At 75.5% G+C, this 21099-nt stretch carries 25 protein-coding genes; 7 read left to right on the top strand and 18 right to left on the bottom strand.

The window, feature by feature from the left end:
• Positions 1–2 precede the first annotated feature (2 nt).
• From rpmF to VG869_14185, 7 genes are all read right to left on the bottom strand, one after another.
• Entirely contained in the window at positions 3–182 is a 180-nt protein-coding gene (rpmF, locus tag VG869_14215) for a 50S ribosomal protein L32 (protein HEV3452337.1), read from the bottom strand.
• 18 nt (positions 183–200) lie between these two features.
• Positions 201–665 carry a YceD family protein gene (locus VG869_14210; GenBank protein ID HEV3452336.1) on the bottom strand — a complete coding sequence of 155 codons (465 nt, stop codon included), beginning with the start codon at positions 663–665 and terminating at the stop codon, positions 201–203.
• A 110-nt stretch (positions 666–775) separates the two neighbouring features.
• Positions 776–1330 carry a hypothetical protein gene (locus tag VG869_14205; protein ID HEV3452335.1) on the bottom strand — a complete coding sequence of 185 codons (555 nt, stop codon included), beginning with the start codon at positions 1328–1330 and terminating at the stop codon, positions 776–778.
• Positions 1327–1815 carry a pantetheine-phosphate adenylyltransferase gene (coaD, locus tag VG869_14200; GenBank protein HEV3452334.1) on the bottom strand — a complete coding sequence of 163 codons (489 nt, stop codon included), beginning with the start codon at positions 1813–1815 and terminating at the stop codon, positions 1327–1329. Before coaD ends, VG869_14205 begins: the two co-directional genes overlap by 4 nt.
• Before the next feature lie 12 nt (positions 1816–1827).
• On the bottom strand, positions 1828–2397 hold the full coding sequence (gene rsmD, locus VG869_14195) for a 16S rRNA (guanine(966)-N(2))-methyltransferase RsmD (GenBank protein HEV3452333.1): 570 nt from the start codon (positions 2395–2397) through the stop codon (positions 1828–1830).
• On the bottom strand, positions 2397–4535 hold the full coding sequence (recG, locus tag VG869_14190) for an ATP-dependent DNA helicase RecG (GenBank protein HEV3452332.1): 2139 nt from the start codon (positions 4533–4535) through the stop codon (positions 2397–2399). The genes rsmD and recG overlap by 1 nt, the downstream gene beginning before the upstream one ends.
• A 3-nt stretch (positions 4536–4538) precedes the next feature.
• A complete protein-coding gene (locus VG869_14185) occupies positions 4539–6176 on the bottom strand; it encodes a DAK2 domain-containing protein (GenBank protein HEV3452331.1) in 1638 nt (545 codons plus the stop codon).
• An 85-nt stretch (positions 6177–6261) separates the two neighbouring features.
• Between VG869_14185 and rpmB the strand changes: the two genes are divergently transcribed.
• Both rpmB and VG869_14175 read left to right on the top strand, forming a co-directional pair.
• Positions 6262–6450 carry a 50S ribosomal protein L28 gene (gene rpmB, locus VG869_14180; GenBank protein HEV3452330.1) on the top strand — a complete coding sequence of 63 codons (189 nt, stop codon included), beginning with the start codon at positions 6262–6264 and terminating at the stop codon, positions 6448–6450.
• Complete coding sequence (locus tag VG869_14175; protein HEV3452329.1) at positions 6450–6677, top strand: cold-shock protein; 228 nt, start codon at positions 6450–6452, stop codon at positions 6675–6677. The genes rpmB and VG869_14175 overlap by 1 nt, the downstream gene beginning before the upstream one ends.
• A gap of 33 nt (positions 6678–6710) precedes the next feature.
• On the opposite strand, the gene VG869_14170 is transcribed toward VG869_14175, so the two are convergent.
• A complete protein-coding gene (locus tag VG869_14170) occupies positions 6711–6971 on the bottom strand; it encodes a GlsB/YeaQ/YmgE family stress response membrane protein (GenBank protein ID HEV3452328.1) in 261 nt (86 codons plus the stop codon).
• An 89-nt stretch (positions 6972–7060) separates the two neighbouring features.
• On the opposite strand from VG869_14170, the gene VG869_14165 reads away from it, so the two are divergent.
• Positions 7061–8875: a phosphoenolpyruvate carboxykinase (GTP) gene (locus VG869_14165; protein ID HEV3452327.1), complete on the top strand. Its 1815-nt coding sequence runs from the start codon at positions 7061–7063 to the stop codon at positions 8873–8875.
• Between the two features lie 4 nt (positions 8876–8879).
• Here the strand turns inward: VG869_14165 and VG869_14160 are convergent, their stop codons facing one another.
• Positions 8880–9515 carry a phosphoribosyltransferase family protein gene (locus tag VG869_14160; GenBank protein HEV3452326.1) on the bottom strand — a complete coding sequence of 212 codons (636 nt, stop codon included), beginning with the start codon at positions 9513–9515 and terminating at the stop codon, positions 8880–8882.
• A gap of 36 nt (positions 9516–9551) precedes the next feature.
• Here VG869_14160 and VG869_14155 point away from each other — a divergent pair, with 36 nt between their 5' ends.
• Positions 9552–9788 carry an Lrp/AsnC ligand binding domain-containing protein gene (locus tag VG869_14155; protein ID HEV3452325.1) on the top strand — a complete coding sequence of 79 codons (237 nt, stop codon included), beginning with the start codon at positions 9552–9554 and terminating at the stop codon, positions 9786–9788.
• On the opposite strand, the gene VG869_14150 is transcribed toward VG869_14155, so the two are convergent.
• The 4 genes from VG869_14150 to VG869_14135 all read right to left on the bottom strand — a co-directional run bounded on the left by VG869_14150 (position 9785) and on the right by VG869_14135 (position 12496).
• Positions 9785–10912: a D-alanine--D-alanine ligase family protein gene (locus VG869_14150; GenBank protein HEV3452324.1), complete on the bottom strand. Its 1128-nt coding sequence runs from the start codon at positions 10910–10912 to the stop codon at positions 9785–9787. The genes VG869_14155 and VG869_14150 overlap by 4 nt on opposite strands.
• Entirely contained in the window at positions 10909–11277 is a 369-nt protein-coding gene (locus VG869_14145; GenBank protein HEV3452323.1) for a hypothetical protein, read from the bottom strand. Before VG869_14145 ends, VG869_14150 begins: the two co-directional genes overlap by 4 nt.
• 17 nt (positions 11278–11294) lie before the next feature.
• Positions 11295–11606, bottom strand: coding sequence for an antibiotic biosynthesis monooxygenase (locus VG869_14140; GenBank protein ID HEV3452322.1), 312 nt, complete (start codon positions 11604–11606; stop codon positions 11295–11297).
• A gap of 71 nt (positions 11607–11677) precedes the next feature.
• On the bottom strand, positions 11678–12496 hold the full coding sequence (locus VG869_14135; GenBank protein ID HEV3452321.1) for a PAC2 family protein: 819 nt from the start codon (positions 12494–12496) through the stop codon (positions 11678–11680).
• Positions 12497–12530: 34 nt separating this feature from the next.
• On the opposite strand from VG869_14135, the gene VG869_14130 reads away from it, so the two are divergent.
• A complete protein-coding gene (locus tag VG869_14130; GenBank protein ID HEV3452320.1) occupies positions 12531–13451 on the top strand; it encodes a TIGR03560 family F420-dependent LLM class oxidoreductase in 921 nt (306 codons plus the stop codon).
• A 37-nt stretch (positions 13452–13488) separates the two neighbouring features.
• On the opposite strand, the gene VG869_14125 is transcribed toward VG869_14130, so the two are convergent.
• On the bottom strand, positions 13489–14340 hold the full coding sequence (locus VG869_14125) for a DUF6159 family protein (GenBank protein HEV3452319.1): 852 nt from the start codon (positions 14338–14340) through the stop codon (positions 13489–13491).
• Between the two features lie 86 nt (positions 14341–14426).
• Between VG869_14125 and galK the strand changes: the two genes are divergently transcribed.
• Positions 14427–15506 carry a galactokinase gene (gene galK / locus VG869_14120; GenBank protein HEV3452318.1) on the top strand — a complete coding sequence of 360 codons (1080 nt, stop codon included), beginning with the start codon at positions 14427–14429 and terminating at the stop codon, positions 15504–15506.
• Here galK and VG869_14115 read toward each other — a convergent pair.
• From VG869_14115 to VG869_14100, 4 genes are read right to left on the bottom strand one after another with little or no spacing between them, the layout of a single operon-like run.
• Positions 15499–16209 carry a helical backbone metal receptor gene (locus VG869_14115; GenBank protein ID HEV3452317.1) on the bottom strand — a complete coding sequence of 237 codons (711 nt, stop codon included), beginning with the start codon at positions 16207–16209 and terminating at the stop codon, positions 15499–15501. The two genes, galK and VG869_14115, sit on opposite strands and share 8 nt — an antisense overlap.
• Positions 16210–16214: 5 nt before the next feature.
• A complete protein-coding gene (locus VG869_14110; GenBank protein ID HEV3452316.1) occupies positions 16215–16886 on the bottom strand; it encodes a PH domain-containing protein in 672 nt (223 codons plus the stop codon).
• A 6-nt stretch (positions 16887–16892) separates the two neighbouring features.
• Entirely contained in the window at positions 16893–18200 is a 1308-nt protein-coding gene (locus VG869_14105) for a D-arabinono-1,4-lactone oxidase (protein ID HEV3452315.1), read from the bottom strand.
• Positions 18201–18234: 34 nt separating this feature from the next.
• Positions 18235–18600, bottom strand: coding sequence for a metallopeptidase family protein (locus VG869_14100; GenBank protein HEV3452314.1), 366 nt, complete (start codon positions 18598–18600; stop codon positions 18235–18237).
• A gap of 438 nt (positions 18601–19038) precedes the next feature.
• On the opposite strand from VG869_14100, the gene VG869_14095 reads away from it, so the two are divergent.
• Complete coding sequence (locus tag VG869_14095) at positions 19039–21024, top strand: ATP-dependent DNA helicase UvrD2 (GenBank protein HEV3452313.1); 1986 nt, start codon at positions 19039–19041, stop codon at positions 21022–21024.
• Positions 21025–21099: the final 75 nt, after the last annotated feature.

Below are 21099 nucleotides of genomic sequence, written 5' to 3'. Positions count from 1 at the left end.
GCTCAGTCCACCTCGATGCGCTGCCGGCCCCGGTAGTGCCCGCAGTTGGCGCACACCCGGTGGGGCAGCTTCACGGCGCCGCAGTTCGGGCACAGCGACCGCGGCGGCGGGTCGAGGCGGCGGTTCGCCGACCGGCGGCTGTGGGTGCGGGCCCGCGGGGTCTTGCGCTTGGGGACGGCCATCGGGGTCTCCTCTGGGGTTCAGAGCTCGAGCTCGGAGAGGGCGGCCCACCGGGGGTCGACCTCGTCGTCGGCGGCGGCGTCGTCGGCGCCGGGGGGCGCGCACGGCGGCTCGCAGTGGGGGGCCAGCGGCAGCTCGAGGAGCACCGCGTCGCGCACCAGCGGGTCGAGGTCCAGCTCGTGGCCCTCGAGGGGGTAGGTCTCGCCGGGCACGGGGTGGGGCTCGAAGAGCTCGTCGACGTGGACCTCGAGGGGGCGGCGCACCTCCGAGAGGCAGCGGCTGCAGTCGGCCCGCCAGGTGGCCGAGACCGAGCCCCGGACCACGATCCCCTCCGAGACCCGCTCGAGGTCGAGGGCCACCGCCACCGGGCCCTCGACGACGGCGGCGGAGCCGGCCAGGTCGTCCAGCGGCTCGGCCAGCCGGACGGTGCGCCGGGCGCCGGGCTGGGCCAGCAGGTCGGCGACGTCAAGACGAAAGCGGGACATGGGGTCGGCCTCGGCGGCGGGAGCGGTGGTCCAGGATACCAGCGGCGCCGTCGCGCCTCCGATGGGCGAATCGCGCCCTTTGGGGGGTTCAGGGAGCGTTCAGGGCGGGGTCAGCCGGGGGGTGGGGCGGTGGCGGGGCCGGTCTGGTCCTGGTCGAACACCGGGACCTCCTCCTCGGCCTCCTCGCCCTCGTCCTCCTCGGGCAGGTCGACGGCCAGGCGCTCCCGCCCCTTCCGGACCCCGGCCGCGGTCCGGTCGAGGAGGCCCTCGAGGGTCGCGAGCCGCTGGTCGACGTAGTCCTCGGCCGCGTGCTGGAGGCGACGCCCCTCGGCCTCGGCGTCGACGATGATCTGCTGGGCCCGGTTGCGGGCCTCCCGCACGATGTCGCTGCGCTCCACCATCCGCTCGGCCTGGACCCGGGCCGAGTCGAGGAGCCCCTCGGCCTCGCGCTTGGCCTGCTCCAGGTACTCCTGGCGCTCCTTCAGGAGCCAGCGGGCGTGGCGGAGCTCGGCGGGCAGGTTCTGGAGCGCCCGGTCGACGAGCTCCATGGCCTCGTCGCGGTTCACGAGCACCGAGGCCGACATCGGCATGGTCCGAGCGGTCTCGATCATGTCGCGGAGGTGCTGGAGCGCCCCCTCGAGGTGGCGGGCCTCGGCCTCGCTCATCCCGTCCCGCCGCCGAAGCGCTCGGCCAGGCGCTTGGCGACGATCGGCGGGACCATGCTCGAGACGTCGCCGCCGTAGCGCGCCACCTCCCGCACGAGGCTCGAGGACAGGAACGAGTACTGGGGGCTGGTCGAGATGAAGAAGGTGTCGATGCCCGAGAGCGACTGGTTCATCTGCGCCATCTGCAGCTCGTAGTCGAAGTCCGACACCGCGCGCAGCCCCTTCACGATGGCTTCGCCGCCGTGGTCCTTGGCGAAGTCGACGAGCAGGCCCTTGAAGAACTCGATCCGGATGTTCGAGAGGTGCGCGGTGACCTCGTGGAGCATCTCCTGGCGCTCCGCCAGCGTGAACAGGGACTGGGACTTCTGGGGGTTGCGGATCACGGCCACGATGACGTCGTCGAAGTGGCGCGCGGTGCGCTCGATGATGTCGAGGTGTCCGTTGGTGACCGGGTCGAAGGAACCCGGGCAGAGCGCGGTGGCCACGCGGACGGCTCCTCAGGGACTGCGGACGGGACCGACGGTCGTGAGGAGCGTATCCCCGTAGGTGCGCCGTGACCGGACGTCGAAGCCGGGCGGGACCGCTGGGTCGACGCCGGTCGCGGTCTCGAGCACGAGCCGGGCGCCGGCGGTCAGCCAGCCCGGGCGGCCGAGGGCCGCGAGCACCGACCCGAGCGCCTCGGCGCGGCCGTACGGCGGGTCGCAGAGCACGAGGTCGAAGGGCGCCTCGGGCGGCGGCGGCGCGGCCACGACGCGCTCGACGTCGGCCGCCTCGACGCGGGCCCGGTCCGTGTAGCCCGTCGTCTCCAGGTTCCGTCGGCAGGCGTCGACCGCGGCCCGGTCCCGGTCGACGAGCACCGCGACCGCGGCGCCGCGCGAGAGCGCCTCGACCGTGAGGGCGCCGCTGCCGGCGTAGAGGTCGAGGACGTGCGCGTCGACGACGGCGTCGCCGAGGGCGCCGAAGAGCGCCTCGCGGACGCGCGCCGCGGTGGGCCGGGCGTCGGGCGGCGCCACGAGCCGGCGACCGCGCGCCTCGCCGGCGACGACGCGGAGCCGCGGCCGGGCCATCAGCTCTTGAAGAGGAACTCGGCGGCGTCCTCGGGGTAGAGGTCCTCGAACTCGTCGCGCAGGGCGTCGTGGCCGGCCAGGCTCGGGTCGAGGTCGAGGATCCGCTCGGCGGCGGCGCGGGCCTCGACGACGACGGGCTCGTCCCGGGGCAGCCGACCGAGCTTCAGGTCGCTGAACCCGGACTGCCGCTCGCCGAACACGGCGCCGGCGCCGCGGATCTCGAGGTCGCGCTCGGCCAGCTCGAAGCCGTCGGTCGTGCCGCGCATGGCCTCGAGCCGGGCCTGGCCCTCGGGGGTGCTCGGGTCGGCGAGCAGGAAGCAGCAGGAGCGGTGGGCGCCCCGCCCGATGCGGCCCCGGAGCTGGTGCAGCTGGAGGAGCCCGAACCGGTCGGCGTCCTCGACGACCATGACGGTGGCGTTCGGCACGTCGACGCCGACCTCGATGACGGTCGTGGCGACGAGCACGTCGAGGTCCCGGGCCCGGAAGCGGCGCATGACCTCCTCCTTGTCGCCCGCCGGGAGCTGGCCGTGCAGGAGCCCGAGCCGCAGCCCGGCGAGCTCCTCGCGCCCCAGGCGCTCGTACTCGGCGGTGGCGGCGGTAGCGACGACCCGGTCCGAGCCCTCGACGAGCGGGCACACCACGTAGGCCTGGCGGCCCGCGGCGACCTCGCGCCGGAGCCGGTCGTAGACCCCGGTCCGCTCGAGCGGGCTCGGCCCGACGAGCTCGGTGTCCACCGGCGCCCGGCCCGCCGGCAGCTCGCGCAGCTCCGACTTGTCGAGGTCGCCGTAGAGGAGCATGGCGGCGGTGCGCGGGATCGGCGTCGCCGTCATGACGAGCACGTCCGGGTCGTCGCCCTTGCCGCGCAGCACGTCGCGCTGCTCGACGCCGAAGCGGTGCTGCTCGTCGATGACCGCCACCCCGAGACGCGGGAACGACACCCCCTCCTCGAGCAGCGCGTGGGTGCCGACGACGATGTCGACCTCCCCGCGCTGGAGCCCCTCGTCGAGGCGACGACGGTCGGCACCGGGGGTGCGGCCGGTGAGGAGCGCGACGCGCACCGGCCGGTCGCCGAGCAGGCTCCCGGGCGCCGGCACCGTCAGCCCGTCGACGAGCGACCGCAGCGTGAGCTCGTGTTGCTCGGCGAGCACCTCGGTCGGGGCGAGGAACGCCCCCTGGTAGCCGCCCTGCACCGCGACGAGCAGGGCGGCGAGGGCGACCACGGTCTTGCCCGAGCCGACCTCGCCCTGGAGGAGCCGGTGCATCGGCGCCGGTGCGGCCAGGTCGTCGCCGATGTCGGCGACGGCCCGCCGCTGCGACCCGGTGAGCGCGAACGGGAGGTGGGCGAGGAAGGCGTCGAGGAGCGGCCCGTCCACCTGGTGCTCGATGCCGGTGCGCTCGCCCTCGATGGCGCGGCGGTGGACGACGAGGCGGACCTGGATGCGCAGGAACTCGTCGAAGGCCAGCCGCTCCCGGGCCGTCCGCGCCTCGTCGAGGGTGGCGGGCTGGTGGATGCCCCAGTAGGCGGCGGTCCGGTCGAGGAGGCCCCGGGCTCGCCGGAGCTCGTCGTCGAGCGGGTCGGCGAACCCGCGGGGCCGGGTGCGCTCGAGGGCCTGGGCGACGAGCCGCCGCAGCTGCCAGCTGTGGATCCCGGCCTTCCCCGACTGCGGGTACACCGGCAGCAGCACCCCGGTCGTCGCCTCCCCGTGGCGGCCGAGCACGTCGAGGGCCGGGTTCACCATCTGACGCCGGCCCCGGTAGAGCTCGACCCGGCCGAACACCGACACCTCGGTGCCGGCCTCGAGACGGGCCCGGTACTCCTGGTTGAAGAACGTGAGCCGCAGGTACGAGGTGCCGTCGAAGAGCTCGAGCTCGACGATGGGCCGACCCTTTCGGGGCCGCCGCACCGTGACCCGCTTCAGCTCGCCGGTCACCGTCGCCTCCTGGCCGAGGGCCAGGTTGGCGATGTCGGCCACCGTGGTGCGGTCGTGGTACCGGCGCGGGTAGTGCTCGAGGAGGTCGAGGACGGTCGTGATCCCGAGCTCGGCCAGCTGGGCCTCGAGCCGGGCGCCGACCGCCCGCAGCGCGCCCACCGGCTTGTCGCGCAGCTCGCGCAGGGTCAGGCCCGACTGCTCGGGCACGCGCTACTCGACGCCGATGAGGTACGGGTAGAGCGGCTGGTCGCCCTCGTGCACCTCGAGCTCGACGTGGGGGCAGGCCAGCCCCACGCAGTCCCGGAGGCGGTCGGTGTCACCGGGTCGGGCGTCGGCGCCGACGAGCACGGTGACGAGCTCGCTGTCGGCGTCGACGAGGTGCTCGACGAGCGCGACCGCGGCCTCCACCGCCGACGGGGCGACGGCGCAGATGCCCCCGTCCGCGAGCGCGATCCAGTCGCCGCGCGCGATCGGCCCGTTCGGGCCCACGCTGTCGCGCACGGCCCGGGTGACCTCGCCGGCCCGGACCCGGCCGGCCGCCTCGGTCATCGCCCGCGCGTTCGTGTCGAGGTCCGCGTCCGGGTCGTAGGACACGAGCGCGGCCAGCGCCTCCACGACCGAGCGGGTCTCCACCACCTCGACCCGGTGCTTCGACAGGGCGTCGACCTGCTGGGCGACGGCGACGATGTTCTTGTTGTTCGGCAGGACCACGACGCCTTCGGCGTCGACGCTGTCGACGGCGCTGAGGATCTGGGCCGTCGACGGGTTCATCGACTGCCCGCCGGCGACGACGGCCTGCACGCCGACGCTGCGCAGCAGCCGACCGATCCCCTCCCCGACCGCCACCGCCACCACCGCCGTCGGCACCGACCGGGCGAGGGCCCGCTCGGCCGCCTCGGCGGCCTGACGGACCCAGTGCTCCTCCTCGACCTGCTCGGCGAGGTCGGTCACGCGGATCTTCCACGGCCGCCCGGCCTCGATGCCGGCCTCGATGGCGGCGCCGACGTCGTTCGTGTGCACGTGGCAGTTCCAGGTGCCGTCGCCACCGACGACGACGATCGAGTCGCCGATCGCGTCCCAGGCGTCCTTGAACCCCGGGATGGTCCGGTCCTCCGCGGTGAGCAGGTACATGACCTCGTAGCGGAGCGGGTGCACGTCCTCGCCGCGCTGGTGGGCCGCGACCGCGGCGGGGGTCGCGACCGGCTCCGGCTCGGGCACCGGCCGCCCGTCGACGACGTGGAGGAAGGCCTCGACGAGCAGGGCGAAGCCGCGGCCGCCGGCGTCGACGACGCCGGCGTCCTTCAGCACCGGCAGCAGCTCGGGGGTGCGGTCGACGGCGTCGCGGGCGGCGGCCTCCACCGCCTCGAGCACGGCGTCGAGCGTCGCGGCCCCGTTGGCGCGCGCGGCCTCGGCGGCCTCGGCGGCGGCTCGGCTCACGGTGAGGATCGTGCCCTCGACCGGGCGCACCACGGCCTGGTAGGCGGCGTCGGACGCCCGCCGGAGCGCGGCCACGAGGTCGTCGACGGTCACGACCTTGCGGTCCCGGAACCCGTCGGCGAGGCCGCGCAGGATCTGGGAGAGGATCACGCCCGAGTTGCCGCGGGCGCCCATCAGCGACCCGTGGGCGACGGCCTGGCAGACGTCGTCCATGCGGCGCGCGTCGCCGAGCTCGGCCACCACCGACTCGACCGTCAGGGTCATGTTCGTGCCCGTGTCGCCGTCGGGCACCGGGTAGACGTTGAGCCGGTTCAGCTCCTCCTGGTGGGCGCGCAGCGCGTCGCGGTAGGTGGTGACGACGCGGGCCCAGGCGGCCCCGTCGAGGTCGTCGAGCACCGTGGAGGGCTGCACTCCGGCGGATGGTAGCGGCGCATGCTTCGCGGTTCGCCGACGGACGCGGCTATCGTCGAGGGCCCCCTCGACCCTGGAGCGCGTGATGGCATCGGTGTGCGACGTCTGCGGCAAGGCGCCGCGGTTCGGCATGCGCCTCAGCCACTCGCACCGGCGCACGAAGCGGCGCTGGAACCCGAACGTGCAGCGGGTGCGCGCGATCGTGAACGGCACGCCGAAGCGCATCCACGTCTGCACCTCGTGCCTGAAGGCGGGCAAGGTCCAGAAGCCCTGATGCAGGGCGTGGTCCGGATCTACGACCCGCAGACCGGCGAGGGGCTCGTCGTCCGGGACAGCGACCGGGCCGAGCTGGTCCTCGCCCCCGACGCGCTGGCCGGCTCGCTGTTCCGGATGCTGCGCCAGGGCCAGCGCGTGAACTTCGAGCTCGACGGCGAGGGCCGGGTGACCCGGGTGCGGATCGGCGCCGAGCCCGACCTGGGGCTCCCCACCGCCGAGGTCTGACCGCCCGGCGGCGACCCGCGCGCGGTCGCGTCGCTACCGGTCGCGGGCCCGCGGCCCGCGGACGAGGCCCCACAGGAACAGCAGGACGGTGGCGCCGACGAACGCGACGAGGATCGAGTACAGCGAGAACCGGTTGATGCTCTCGCCGCCGGCGGCCTTGAAGAGCGCGCCGCCGACGATCCCGCCCACCACCCCGAGCGCAACGGTGCCGAGGCAGCCGAGGCGCCGCCCGGTCGCCACCCTGGCGAGGAGCCCGGCGACGAAGCCCACGACGATCCACGACAGCCAGCTCACGAATCGTGGAGCGTACGCCCCGCTTCGGGCGGCCCGGCGGGCCCACTTGTAGACTCGATCCCCCGTTCCCATCCGAGGAGCCCGTCGTCGTGTCAGCCGTGGTGGACGCACCGACCCGGCACGTGGGTCTGCTGCGCTGGGTCGAGGCCATGGCGGAGCGCTGCGAGCCGGACGCCGTCCACTGGTGCGACGGGTCCCGGGCCGAGTACGAGCAGCTGTGCCGGACCCTCGTCGACGCCGGCACCTTCGTCGAGCTCGACGCCGCCCGCCGGCCCGGCTCCTTCTGGGCCAGCACCGACCCGAGCGACGTGGCCCGGGTCGAGGACCGCACCTTCATCTGCTCGGAGCGGGAGGCCGACGCCGGCCCCACGAACCACTGGACGGACCCGGCCGAGATGCGGGGCCGGCTCGAGCGGCTGTTCAAAGGCTGCATGCGGGGCCGGACCATGTACGTGGTGCCGTTCAGCATGGGGCCGCTCGGCTCGCCCCTCTCCTACATCGGCGTGGAGATCACCGACTCGGCCTACGTCGCCGCCTCGATGGTCGTGATGACGCGGGCCGGCAAGGGCGCCCTCGACGTCCTCGGCGACGACGGGGCCTTCGTGCCCTGCATGCACTCCCTCGGCGCCCCCCTCGCCCCGGGCCAGGCCGACGACGTCTGGCCGTGCAACCCGGACGAGAAGTGGATCGTGCACTTCCCGGAGACCCGCGAGATCTGGTCGTACGGCTCCGGGTACGGCGGCAACGCGCTGCTCGGGAAGAAGTGCTTCGCGCTGCGCATCGCCTCGGTCATCGCCCGCGACGAGGGCTGGCTCGCCGAGCACATGCTCATCCTCAAGCTCACCGCCCCGAGCGGCGCCGTCTACTACATCGCGGGGGCGTTCCCGTCCGCGTGCGGCAAGACGAACCTGGCCCTCATGGTCCCGAGCCTCCCCGGCTGGCGGGCCGAGTGCGTCGGCGACGACATCGCCTGGATGAAGTTCGGCGCCGACGGCCGGCTCTACGCCATCAACCCCGAGTACGGCTTCTTCGGCGTCGCGCCGGGCACGAACCGGCGCACGAACCCGAACGGGGTGCGCACGGTGGCCCGCAACACCATCTTCACCAACACCGCCCTCACCGACGACGGCGACGTGTGGTGGGAGGGCATGGACGGCGAGCCGCCCGAGCACGCCACCGACTGGCGCCGCCAGGACTGGACGCCGGCGGCCGACCGGACCGCCGCCCACCCGAACGCCCGCTTCTGCGTCCCGCTCGACGAGTGCCCGGTCCTGGCCCCCGAGTACGACGACGTCGCCGGCGTGCCGATCTCGGCCTTCCTGTTCGGCGGCCGGCGGGCGGGCACGGTCCCGCTCGTCGCCGAGTCCCGGGGCTGGCAGCACGGCGTCTTCGTCGCCAGCACCATGGGCTCCGAGAAGACCGCCGCCGCCGTCGGCGGCCTCGGCGAGCTGCGACGCGACCCGTTCGCGATGCTGCCCTTCTGCGGCTACCACATGGGCGACTACTTCGCCCACTGGCTGTCGATGCCGGAGCGCACCGACGAGAGCCGGCTGCCCCGCATCTACGCGGTGAACTGGTTCCGCAAGGACGCCGACGGGAGCTTCCTGTGGCCCGGCTTCGGCGACAACGCCCGGGTGCTCGACTGGATCTGCCGCCGGCTCGAGGGCGAGGCCGGCGCCGCCGAGACGCCGATCGGGGCCGTGCCCCGGCCCGAGGACCTGAACCTCGAGGGCCTCGACGCCGCCGCCCGGGCCCGAGCCGGCGAGGCGCTCGCGGTCGACGCCGAGGCGTGGCGGCGCGAGCTGCCGACCATCCGCGCCCACTTCGAGCGCTTCGGCGACCGGCTGCCGGCGGCGCTGTGGGACGAGCTGGCCGCGCTCGAGCGTCGCCTCGGCGCCGAGTAGCCGCTCACCCGAGGAGCCGCGCCACCTCCTCGTCGGTCACCTGGGCGAAGTCGCGGTACCACTGGCCGACGGCGACGAAGAACGACGGCGTCTGGACGGCCACGACCTCGTCGTAGTCGCGGCGCAGCGCGGCGAGGGTCTCGGGCGGCCCGACCGGCAGGGCCAGCAGCCGCCGCGCCGCGTCGGTGGTCGCCAGCCACCGGCCCACGGCGGCGGCGGTGGCGCCGGTCGCCACCCCGTCGTCGACCACCACGACGGTGCGCCCGGCGGCGTCGGCGCGGCGGAGCACGCCGGGCAGGGCGGCGACACGCGCGTCGACCTCGGCCCGGGCCGCGGCCACGGCCCGCTCCATGAAGTCCGCGGTGGCGCCGACCCGGCGCACGAGCTGCTCGTCGATCACGGCCACCCCGTCGGGGCCGACGGCGCCGACGGCCAGCTCGGCGTGGCCGGGCGCACCGACCTTGCGGGCCACCACCGCCCGCAGCGGCGCCCCGAGCGCCCGGGCCACCTCGGCCGCCACCACGACGCCGCCGCGCGGGATGCCGGCCACGACCCGGTCGCCGAGCTCGCGGTCGCGGAGCGCGTCGGCGAGCCGACGCCCGGCGTCGACGCGGTCGGCGAAGACGGATCCGCGGTCCACCACTACGATCCCGGCACCACGCCAAGGGGGACCCGCATGGCCATCACCGCCTACGTGCTCATCCAGACCGAGGTCGGGAAGGCCGCCCGCGTCGCCGACGCGGTCCGGGGCATCGGCGGGGTGGTCGCGGCCGACGACGTGACGGGGCCGTACGACGTGATCGTCCGCACCGAGGCCCCGAGCCTCGACGACCTCGGCAAGCTGGTGGTCTCCCAGATCCAGGCCGTGGACGGCATCACGCGCACCTTCACCTGCCCCGTCGTGAACCTCTAGGCACCGGGGTCGCCCCGCTGCCGCCCGGCCCGACGGGCGCGGCGCTCGTGGCGGGCGAGGGCGAGCTCGACGAGCCGGTCGAGGAGCTCCGGGTACGGCACGCCGCTGGCCGCCCACATCCGCGGGTACTGCGAGACGGGGGTGAACCCCGGGATGGTGTTCAGCTCGTTCACAAGGAAGCCCCGCTCCTCGCTCAGGAAGAAGTCGACGCGGGCCATCGCCTCGCCGCGGCACGCCTCGAAGGCCCGCACCGCCAGGGCGCGCACCTCGTCGGCCTGGTCGGCGCCGAGCGGCGCCGGCGTGAGCAGCTGGACCGCGTCCTCCTCGTACTTGTCGGCGTAGGTGTAGAACTCGTCGCCGGGGACCACCTCCCCCGGGACGGACGCCGCCGGCGGGTCGTCGCCGAGGATGCCGACCTCGATCTCGCGTCCCACGATCGCCTCCTCAGCGAGCACCCACTCGTCGAAGGCGAGCGCCACGCCGATGGCGGCGTCGAGCTCGCCGCGGTCGTGGGCCTTCGACACGCCGACCGACGAGCCCATGTTCGCCGGCTTCACGAAGCACGGGAGCCCGAGCCGGGCCTCGACCCGGTCGGCGAACGCGGCCCGGTCGTGGCCGTCTCGGAGCGGCAGCCAGCGCGGGGTGTCGAGCCCGGCGGCGGCGAACGCGGACTTCATGGCGATCTTGTCCATACCCAGGGCCGAGCCGACGACCCCGGCGCCGACGTAGGGGAGGTCGGCGAGCTCGAAGAGGCCCTGCACGGTGCCGTCCTCCCCGTACGGGCCGTGCAGGAGCGGCAGCACCACGTCGACGTCGGTGGGGCCGGGCGCGTCGGGGGCGTCGGCCTCGAGCGACACCAGCGCCGGCTCGGCCGGGTCCGGCGGCTCGGTCACCGGGACGCCCTCGACCCGGAACGCGCTCGGCAGCTCGGCGGGCCCGGCGGCCAGCGCGGCCCGGGCCTCGCCCGCCAGCAGCCACCGGCCCGCGGTGGTGATCGCGACGGGGACGACCTCGTAGCGGTCGGGGTCGAGGGCGCCGGCGACGGCGGCGGCGCTGACGCGCGACACGTCGTGCTCCGCCGACCGGCCGCCGAACAGCAGCAGCACTCGGATCCGGCGCGTCACCCGTGGACCTGGAGGACGGCGCGGATGCCGAGGCCCATGATGAACAGCCCGACGAGCCCCAGGTACAGCTCGCGTCGGCCGCGGATCTGGCGCCGGTACTGGTAGGCGAGGCCGACGGTCAGGAAGGCCAGGAAGCCGTAGAAGATGTGGAAGGTCGGCGCCTTGTACTGCTTGCTGGCCTGGAGGGTGACGCCGACGACCACCTGCAGCATCATCGCGGCCTGGGCGACGATCGTGGCGATCCACACCCACCGGCCCCGCCACCGCTCGACGCGCCAGGCCGCGAGCGCCGCCACGCCGACGAGCCCGTTGGCGGAGATGGCGACGTAGGCCCAGACGTGGTGGAAGCTGAGGAGGGTGGGCACGACGTCGTCGCCGCGCCCTAGCCCGCCTCTTCGTGCTGCACGACGTCGAAGGACCACAGCGCGCTGTCGGTGCCGACCGGCCCCTCGCGGGCGTGGGCGCGGTGGCCGTGCTGGAACGCGGGGCTCTGGGCCCAGCGCTCGAAGTCGGCCTGCGAGCGCCAGCGCGTGTACACGAGGTACACGTCGCGGCCGTCGGTGGGCCGGAGCAGCTCGAAGGCCTCGAACCCGGGCGACGAGGCCACCTGGCCGGCCCGCGCCGCGAACCGGCGCTCGAGCTCCTCGGCCCGCTCCTTCGGCACGGTGATGGCGTTGATGCGAACGACGCTCATGCGGCTGTTCTAATCGGCGGCCCCGCCGGGACGCTCGCCGGGAGGCCGGGCCCGGCCCCGGGGCCCGCGGGTCAGTGGTCGCGCAGGAACCGCTCGATCTCGTCGGCGAGCTCGTCGCCGCTGACCTCGCCCTCGGCCTGGGCCTCGATGGCGGTCACCAGCTCGGCCACGTCGGGCCGCTCGGCCACGCCCTCCTCGACCCGCGAGGTGTACTCGTCGGCCTGGCCCTCGAGGGGTCCGAGGTCGACGGCGACGCTGGCGAGGTCGCCGAGCCTCGAGAGGAGCGCCCGCACCGCGGGCGGGGACGGGGTCGCGGACACGTAGTGCGGCACCTGGGCCCAGAGCCCGAGGGCGGGGATGCCGGCGTCGCCGAGCGCGCACTGCAGCACCGTCTGCATGCCGGTGGCGCCGTGGTAGTCGGTGCGGATGGCGCCGGCCTCGCGGGCCAGGTCGGGCCCGGTCGCGGTGGCGAGCACCGGCACCGGGCGGCGGTGCGACACCACCGCCGGCATGCCGCCGAGCCCGACCGCCAGCTCGACCCCGAGCTGCTGGGCCAGCTCGACGAGCTGGTGGGTGACCGTCGGCCACCGCAGCGACGGCTCGGGGCCGATGCAGCACACCACGTCGCGCCCGGCCCGGCCGGCGACGAACTCGATCGTCGGCCAGACGATCCGGCGGGTGGTGCCGTCGACGAGGGAGACGGTCGGGCGGGTCTGCTGCAGGTCGACGAGGTCGTCGAGCGCGTACCGCGCGAAGACGCGGCGGCCCTCGAGCTGGTTGCAGAGCAACGCCGCCGCGCGCGCGCCCGCCTCGCCGGCGTCGACCCAGCCCACGATCGCGAGCACGAGGACGGGCTTGCGGAGGCGCGGGACCGTGTCGAGCTGGAGCACGGCATCACGGTACCGGGCCTGGGTATCGTGCCCCGTGCGGTTCGGCGTCCACACGGGGCTCCAGAACACCACCACCGACGAGCTGCGCTCGCTGTGGCGCCGCGTCGAGGACGCCGGGTTCGGGTGGATCTCGATCTGGGACCACTTCTACGCCGCCGACGCGACGGTGACGGCCGAGGGCACCACCTCGGGCGCCCGGTGCCACGAGGCCGTCGCCGCGCACACGGCCTTGGCGCTCGAGACCGAGCGGGTGCGGTGCGGCAGCCTCGTGTACTGCGTCGCCTACCGGCACCCGGCGGTGCTCGCCAACGCCATGGCGACGATCGACCACCTCGCCGCGGGCCGGGTCACGCTCGGCCTCGGCGCCGGGTGGCACCAGGGCGAGTTCGCCGCCTACGGGATCCCGTTCCCGCCCGCGCCGGTGCGCCTCCGCATGCTCGACGAGGCCATCCGCTGCGTGCGACTGCTCCTGACCGAGGACGTCGCCGACTTCGACGGCGAGTTCTTCACGCTCGAGGAGGCTCGCTGCGAGCCGAAGCCGGTGCAGGCGCGCCTGCCCCTCTGGATCGGCGGCGGTGGCGAGCGGGTAACGCTGCGCATCGCGGCGCGCCACGCCGACGGCTGGAACATCCCGTTCATCACCCCCGACGTCTACCGCCACAAGGTCGGGGTCCTGGCCGAGCACTGCGCGCGGGAGGGGCGCGACCCGGCCACGATCGAGAAGAGCGTGAACCTGACGCTGGCCTGGACCGACGAGGAGCTGCAGGCCCGCTTCGGCGGCCTGACCGAGTGGATCCGCCCGAGCGCGCTCACCGGCAGCCCGGCCGAGATCGTCGAGCGCGTCGCCGCCTACGGGGACGCCGGCGCCGACTGGGTGAACGTGGCCCTGCGGGCGCCGTTCGACCCCCGATCGATCGACCGGTTCGCCGCCGAGGTGCTGCCCGCCTTCCGCTGAGCCGGAGCCGCGACCGCGGCCGCGGCCGCGGCCCGGGTCAGCCGCCGAAGCCGAGGCCGGGGCGGTTCTGGCGGGGGCCGAGCGCGTGCTGCAGGTCGGCGCCGGCGAAGGCGGGCGGGGCGACACCGTCGACCGCGAACCGGTAGAGGGCGGTCCGGTAGATGCCGCTCAGCGCCGAGACGGCGAGGATGGTCACGAGCGCCCACGCCACCGCGACGGTCGCGAGGGCGATGACGACCACCAGGCTCCCGGTGGCGGCGCCGATCGCGACGAGGAGCGCGGCGGGGAGCAGGGCGACGAAGCCGAAGATCCCGAAGCCCACCTGGGCGGTGAGGTTCTCGCCCCACGACCGGCGGAGCAGCTGGCCGGACCGCTTGACGGCGACGATCGGCCCGAGGTCCTCGAGCATGATGATCGGGACGGTGAGGAAGGTCAGCACCGCCCACGCGGTGCCGATGAGGCTGGCGACGATCTGGCCGATGAGCCGCTGGCTCTCGAGGGCCTGGATGACGATCGACACCGTCGCCTGCACGAGGGCCCAGGGCAGGATGCGGTGCAGCCGGCTGTTCGCGGCGCCGAAGCACTCGCCGAGCTCGGCGTGGCGGCCCTCGAGCGCCTCGTTGGCGCCGTGCACGAGCGCGCCGAGGAAGTAGGTGGTCACGAACGCGGACGCGATGTAGCCGGCGGCGATGAACACGTAGCCGATGCCCTTCAGGCTGCCGCCGTTGGCGCTGTTCACGCCGGTCGCGGCGATGAGGCCGGCGACGACGCCCACGACGGCGAGGCCGGCGAGGGCGGAGAGCAACGGGAACACGGCCAGGCTCTTGTCCGACCGCAGCACCGACCACGAGACCTTGGCCAGCTCCCACGAGTTCCGGATGCGCTGCACGCTCGGATCCTAGGGCGGCCACCGCGCCGCGGCGGCGCGCCGCGGTCGGCGCGGTGCGCAGCCCGCCGCGTGCCTACCGTGACGCCGTGCAGTCGCGCGTGCGGGCCGTGCTCGACGCCCTCGGTGGCGACGCGTCGGCGCGCGTCGTGCGGGCGCCGGGCCGGGTCAACCTCGTCGGCGACCACACCGACTACAACGACGGCTTCTGCCTCCCGATGGCGATCGACCGCGACTGCCTGGTCGGGGTCCGCCCCACCGGCGACGGCCGGGTTCGGGCCCGGTCCCTCGACGTCGACGGGGTCGTCGAGTGGGAGCGCGGGCCGCCGGCGACGGTCGAGCCCGCGTGGGGCCGGTTCGTCGCCGCCGCGGCCCGGCGCGCCGGCGTCACCGGCGTCGAGCTCGCGGTCTCGTCGACCGTCCCGCTGGGGTCGGGGCTGTCGTCGAGCGCGGCCCTCAGCGTCGCCCTGGTCCTGGCGCTGGGCCCCGATCGCGACCCGCGGTCGGTCGCCGGCGCGGCCCGCCAGGTCGAGGTCGAGGCCAGCGGGGTGCCGGTCGGCCTCATGGACCAGCTGGCGTCGACGCTCGGGCGCGCCGGCGCGGCGCTGCGGCTCGACTGCCGCACCCTCGCGGTCGAGGTCGTGCCGCTGCCGGCCACGGTGCGGGTCGGCGTCGTGCACAGCGGCCTGCCCCGGACGCTCGCCACGAGCGAGTACGCGGCGCGCCGGGCCGCGTGCGAGGCGGCGGCGCGGCGGCTCGGTGTGGCCTCCTTGCGCGACGCGCGGGCCGACCAGGTCACCGACGACCCGCTGGCGCGTCACGTGGTGTCCGAGAACGGCCGTGTCCTCGAGGCCGCGGCGGCGCTCCGCGCCGGCGACGTCGAGCGGGTGGGCCGGCTGCTGGTCGCCAGCCACGCGAGCCTCCGCGACGACTTCGCGGTGTCGACCCCGGAGCTCGACCGCCTCGTGGACCTGCTCCTCGAGGAGGGCGCGCTCGGTGCGCGGCTGACCGGCGCCGGGTTCGGTGGGTGCGTCGTCGCGCTGACCACCGCGGCGGACGCGGCGGCGCTGGACCGGGCCGCGGAGCGGTACGCGGCGGCGACGCGCTTGCGGCCGCGGGCGTTCCTGGTCCGCGGCGTCGACGGCGCCGGCCCGGTGCCCGTCAGCTGAGCGCGGCGGCGAGGCGCGCCACCGCCGCCGGGGTGCGGGCGCCCCACCAGAACAGGTCGCGCCCGTCGACGAGCGTCACCGCGGTCCCGGGCAGCGCGTCCTCGACCTCGGCGAGGTGCCGGCGACCGAACGGGTACGGCTCCGACGGCAGGAGCGCCAGGTCGGGCCGGCGGGCGCGCACGGCCTCGAGCGTCACCGTCGGGTACCGGTCGGCGGCGTCGCCGGTCTCGGCGAGCGAGAGCCCGACGCGCTCGAGGACCGACGCCCCGTAGGTGTCCGGGCCGAGGGTCATCCACGGGCGCCGCCAGACGAACGTCACCGCCGGGCGCGCCAGGGGCGCCGGCGCGGCGTCGGCGAGCCACGCCCGCCAGCGCGACGGCTCGAAGGGTGGGGGCACGTCGGCGCCGACGGCCTCGGCCAGGGCCACGACGGCGGGCCCGACGTCGGCGACCGAGCGCGGCGAGCAGTCGTGGAGCGCCAGGCCGGCGGCGAGGAGCGCGTCGGCGTCGGCGCGGCGGTTCTCCTCGTTGTTGACGACGACGAGGTCCGGGCGAAGGGCGACGACGCCGGGCACGTCGGGGTTCTTCGTGCCGCCGACGGTCGGCAGGCCGGGCTGGTCGCAGAACCGGGTGCCGGCGATCGGCGGCACCCCGAGCGCCAGCAGCGTCTCGGTGGCCGACGGGACGAGCGAGACGACCCGCACGGCGACTAGAGCTGGTCGAGCAGGTGGTTCTTGCGGCGCTCGAACTCGTCGACGGTGATGAGGCCCTGGTCGCGCAGCCGGGCCAGCTGCTCGATCCGGGCCGCGAGGTCGGTGCCGGCGGCGGGCGGCCCCTGGTCGCCCATGGCGCGGACGACGGCCTGGCCGATGGCGTCGGCGCCGGCGCGGGTGCGACGCTCGGCCGCCCCCTCCATCTGGTCGTAGATCTCGTTCTGCACGTCGTCGGGGTGGCGCACGTCCTCGAAGTGGGTGTCGCCCTCCTCCCCGGCGGACTCGATGTCCAGGTCGCCGACGCCGATGAGCCGCGCCCAGATGCCCTGGTGGTAGCGGATGTCGGTGATCCGGTCGAGCGGGATCTCGACGCCGCGGCGGCTGACGAGGCCGGTGCGGTACAGGACCCGCTGGTCGGTGACCACGAACCAGGTGCGGAGCCAGGCCAGGTACTGCCGGCCGAGCCACGCCGCCCACACCAGCACGAGGAGCGCCACCGGCCACCGCACGACGTTGCGGAGGTCGTCGCTCTGGATGCTGGCCGTGGCCACGACGAGGGCGAGCAGCGGAACCCCGGTGAGGATGTGCCGCGAGAAGAACCACCAGTGCGGGCGGAGGTCCAGCGCCACCGTCTCGTCGTCGTAGACGAGGCGTCTCGGGAACGGCATCCTCGGCTAGTTGGGGCCCAGGACCCGGTCGAGGTACGCGTTCGAGAAGCGGCCCTCGGGGTCGAGCTTGCGCCGCACGGCCTGGAACCGCTCCCACTCCGGGTAGCGGGGCGCCAGCGTCGCCGCGGTCTGGAAGTGCAGCTTCCCCCAGTGAGGTCGGCCGTCGAGCCCGTCCATGACCGCCTCAACGCCCCGGAAGTACTCCTCGTACGGAACGCCGCGCGCCATGTGCACCGCCACGTAGCAGGTGTCGCGGCCGGACGCGGTGCTGAGCGGGATGTCGTCCGGCGCGACGAAGCGGACCTCGATCGGGAAGCTGACCCGGAGCCCTCGCCGCTCGACGACCTCCCGGACCCCGTCGACCGCCTCCCGGGCCCGGGCCCGGGGCACCGCGTACTCCATCTCGGCGAACCGGACGAGGCGGGTGCTGATGAGGACGCGGTCGCTGCGCTGGATCAGCTCGGTCGTGCCGAGCGCGCCGGCCACGATCGCGTTCAGGCGCGGCACGAGGCTCGGCGCGGCCCGGCCGGCCGCGACCACCGCGCCGAAGAAGTAGTTGGGGTAGAAGACCTCGGCCCGCCACCGCTTGTAGGCGCTCTTCACCTGGGCCGGCTCGTCGGTGCGGTTGTTCTCGATCGTGGCGCACGAGTCAGTGTGGGGCAGCCAGTAGAACTCGAAGTGCTCGTTCGCGTCCACGTAGCGGTCCAGGTCGGCGAGGACGTCGGCGAGGCGGTGTCGCCGCTCGACGTGGCGGAGGGTGAACGCGGGCACGCACTGCAGCGTCACCCGGGTCACGACCCCGAGGGCGCCGAGGCCGACGCGCGCGACGTGGAACACCTCCGGCTCCTCGTCCGGTGAGCACCGCAGCGTCTCCCCGTCGGCGGTGATGAGGTGCAGGCCCCGCAGGAACGTGGCGAGGCCGCCGAACCGCGCGCCGGTCCCGTGGGTGGCGGTGGCGACGGCGCCGGCGATGCTCTGACGATCGATGTCACCGAGGTTCGGCAGCGCCAGCCCGCGCGCGGCCAGCTCCTCGTTGAGGCGCGCGATCGTGATGCCCGCCTCCACGGTGACGAGGCGGGCCCGCTCGTCGACGGCCAGCACCCGGTTCAGCCGATCGAGCGACAGCATGCGGCCGTCGGTGCAGGCGATGTCGGTGAACGAGTGCCCGCTGCCGACCACCTTGACCCGCTGCCCGGCGGCGTCGGCGCGGCGAATCGCCTCCGCGACCTCGAGTTCGCTGCCCGGCAGCTCGACCGCGGCCGGGTCGCACTGCTGGGTCCGACCCCAGTTGCGCCATCCGTGCCGGTCGCGCATCGCCACCGATGCTACGGGCGCGGCCCGGGCGCCGTCAGGCCCAGCCCAGGTCGCGCAGCCGCGCGTCGGACAGCCCGAAGTAGTGGCCGATCTCGTGCAGGACGGTCGTGCGCACCTGCGCCGCGAGGTCGGCCTCGTCGGTGGCGCGGGCGCAGAGCGGCCCCTGGAAGATCGTGATGCGGTCGGGGGCGACGCCGGCGTAGCGGGTCGGGTCGCGTCGGGTCAGGGGCACCCCCTCGTACCGGCCGAGGAGCACGCCGCCACCGCCCCGGTCCTCGCGCGGGGGCCAGTCGGCGACGATGACGGCCACGTTCTCGATCGCCGACGCCAGCTCGGCCGGCACGGCGTCGAGCGCGTCGGCGACCAGCTCCTCGAAGCGTTCCGGCGTGACCTGCACCATGGCCAAACACGCGGTGACACCGCGCCGCCGGAACCGTAACGCGTTCGACACAAAAGTCTCTTGACCGCGGCACCGCGTCGGCGTACCTTGCCCAAGCCGACGCCACGACGGCACGGACCCGAACGGTTCTCGGAGCGATCCGGGGGACGGTGCGGAAGACGGGTCGACGGGGCGACGGTCGGCGAAGGAGCCCGGGCCCGCCTCGGGTGTCCGGAAGCCGGGGTCAAGGTCGAGACCGTGGACCGGTGGTGTTCCAGCCGGTCTGGGGCTGCGAGTCTGTCCCTCGCGAGAGGGTGCGGCGAGCGAGAGACATGACCCGAAGGAACCGGGGCCCCGAGGAGCCCGGATCGCTTCGGCGTGATGGCTACTCGGGGCCCCCTCGCGTCCCCCCTCGAACCATCCGCGGGGCCGTCACACGCCCTCGGTACGGTCCGAGCCGTGGACGCCGACGCGCTGCTGGTCGGCCTCGACCCCGACCAGCGGGCGGCGGTCGTCACCGACGCCGCGCCGCTCGCGGTGCTGGCCGGCGCCGGCGCCGGCAAGACCCGGGTCCTCACCCGGCGCATCGCCTGGCGGGCCGCGACCGGCCGCCTCGACGCCGAGCGGGTCCTCGCCCTGACGTTCACCCGGCGGGCCGCGGCCGAGCTGCGGGACCGGCTGGCGACGCTCGAGGTGCGTCCCCTCGTGACCGCGGGGACCATCCACGCCCTGTGCCTGGCCCAGCTGCGGGGCCGGGCCGCCGAGCGTCGGCGGGCCTTCCCGGCGCTGCTGGACCGGAAGGCCCGGCTGCTCGTCCCCCTCACGGCGCGGCGGGGCGCCGACGCCCGCGTCGCGGCCTCGGAGCTCGCGGGCGAGATCGAGTGGGCGAAGGCCCGGCTCGTCGACCCCGAGCGGTACGAGGCGGCCGTCGCCGCGGCCGGCCGGACCCCGCCCCGGCCGGCGGCCGAGGTGGCGGCGATCTACCGGCGGTACGAGCTCGAGAAGCGCCGCCGCGGCCTCGTCGACTTCGACGACCTCCTCTGGCGGTGCGCCGACGCGCTCGAGACCGACGCCGCGTTCGCGGCGGCGCAGCGTTGGCGCTTCCGGCACGTCTTCGTCGACGAGTTCCAGGACGTCAGCCCCGCGCAGTGGCGGGTCGTGCGCGGCTGGGTCGGGGGGCGCCCGGACCTCTGCGTGGTGGGCGACGCCGACCAGGCCATCTACGGCTTCGGCGGCGCCGACCCCTCGTACCTGACCGGGTTCGCCACCCACTGCCCCGGCGGCCGGGCGGTGCGGCTGGGGCGCAACTACCGGTCGACGCCCCAGATCGTGGACGTCGCCGAGGCCGTCCTGCGCGACGGGCAACGCGGCCGACCGCGGCGCGTCGCGGCCCGACCCGCCGGCCCGCGCCCGACCGTCGACGCCTACGACACCGGCGAGGACGAGGCCCGCCAGGTCGCGGCGCGGCTGCGCGCCGCGCGCGGCGCCGGGACGCCCTGGTCGGCGCTGGCGGTCCTGTACCGCACGAACGCGCAGTCGGCCGGGTTCGAGGCCGCGCTCACCGCCGCCGACATCCCGTACCGGGTGCGCGGCCCGGGCGCGTTCCTGGCCCGGCCCGAGGTCCGGGCCGCGCTCGACGCCCTCGCCGACGCCGCCCGGGCCGCGCCGGGCCGGCGCTTCGCCGAGCACCTCGTCGACCTCGCGGCCATGGCCGACGACACCGCCGAGGCCGGCTCGGAGCGGGCCGAGCACGTCGCCGCGCTGGTCCAGCTCGGCCGCGAGTACCTCGACGCCGAGCCCGGCCCGGGCTCGCTCGACGGCTTCCGGGCCTACCTCGCGGCGGCGCTGCGCGACGACCTGCCGGCGGCCGACGCCGACGCGGTCGAGCTCCTGAGCTTCCACCGGGCCAAGGGCCTCGAGTTCCACACCGTGTGCGTCACCGGCCTGGAGCGGGGCATGGTCCCCATCGCGTACGCGTCCGACCCGGCGGCGCGGGCCGAGGAGCGGCGCCTGCTCTACGTCGCGCTGACGCGCGCCGAGCACGGGCTCCACTGCTCCTGGGCCCGGACCCGGACCCTGGGGGGCCGGGCGGTGCCACGAGCGCCGAGCCCGTGGCTCGCGGCCGTGGCGGCCGCCGCCCGCCGCCCGCCGCCGACGGCCCCGGCGTCGCCGCTCACCGGGCTCGACGAGGCGCGGCGTCGGCTCCCCGCCTCGCGTCGCGGGTCCGGCGACGGCCTCCTCGCAGCGCTGCAGGACTGGCGGCGACGCCTGGCGCGCGCGGCCGGCGTCCCCGCCTACGTGATCTTCCCCGACGCCACGCTGCACGCGGTCGCGGCGACCCGCCCGGCGACGCGCGACGCGCTCCTCGCCCTCCCCGGGGTCGGGCCGGTGAAGCTCGAGCGGCACGGGCAGACCGTGCTCGAGCTGGTCCGCGCCCACGGATGACCGACACCGAGCGCGGCCCCGGGCGCCCGCTCCCGACGGTACGTCGCTGCGCGCGACGGCGCCGGTAGCGTCGAC

The sequence above is a fragment of the Acidimicrobiia bacterium genome, from assembly GCA_035948415.1.
Classification (GTDB): Bacteria; Actinomycetota; Acidimicrobiia; order IMCC26256; family PALSA-555; genus PALSA-555.
This window is presented reverse-complemented; position numbering and strand designations above follow the sequence as displayed.

Excerpts from the sequence above, each read along its gene's own strand:
- VG869_14175 (HEV3452329.1), top strand. The coding sequence starts at position 6,450 with ATGCAGGGCGTGGTCCGGATCTACGACCCGCAGACCGGCGAGGGGCTC.
- rsmD (HEV3452333.1), bottom strand. The coding sequence starts at position 2,397 with ATGGCCCGGCCGCGGCTCCGCGTCGTCGCCGGCGAGGCGCGCGGTCGC.
- VG869_14100 (HEV3452314.1), bottom strand. The coding sequence starts at position 18,600 with ATGGTGCAGGTCACGCCGGAACGCTTCGAGGAGCTGGTCGCCGACGCG.
- rpmB (HEV3452330.1), top strand. The coding sequence starts at position 6,262 with ATGGCATCGGTGTGCGACGTCTGCGGCAAGGCGCCGCGGTTCGGCATG.
- VG869_14110 (HEV3452316.1), bottom strand. The coding sequence starts at position 16,886 with ATGCCGTTCCCGAGACGCCTCGTCTACGACGACGAGACGGTGGCGCTG.
- VG869_14205 (HEV3452335.1), bottom strand. The coding sequence starts at position 1,330 with ATGAGCGAGGCCGAGGCCCGCCACCTCGAGGGGGCGCTCCAGCACCTC.
- VG869_14140 (HEV3452322.1), bottom strand. The coding sequence starts at position 11,606 with ATGAGCGTCGTTCGCATCAACGCCATCACCGTGCCGAAGGAGCGGGCC.
- rpmF (HEV3452337.1), bottom strand. The coding sequence starts at position 182 with ATGGCCGTCCCCAAGCGCAAGACCCCGCGGGCCCGCACCCACAGCCGC.
- VG869_14105 (HEV3452315.1), bottom strand. The coding sequence starts at position 18,200 with ATGCGCGACCGGCACGGATGGCGCAACTGGGGTCGGACCCAGCAGTGC.
- VG869_14210 (HEV3452336.1), bottom strand. The coding sequence starts at position 665 with ATGTCCCGCTTTCGTCTTGACGTCGCCGACCTGCTGGCCCAGCCCGGC.
- VG869_14155 (HEV3452325.1), top strand. The coding sequence starts at position 9,552 with ATGGCCATCACCGCCTACGTGCTCATCCAGACCGAGGTCGGGAAGGCC.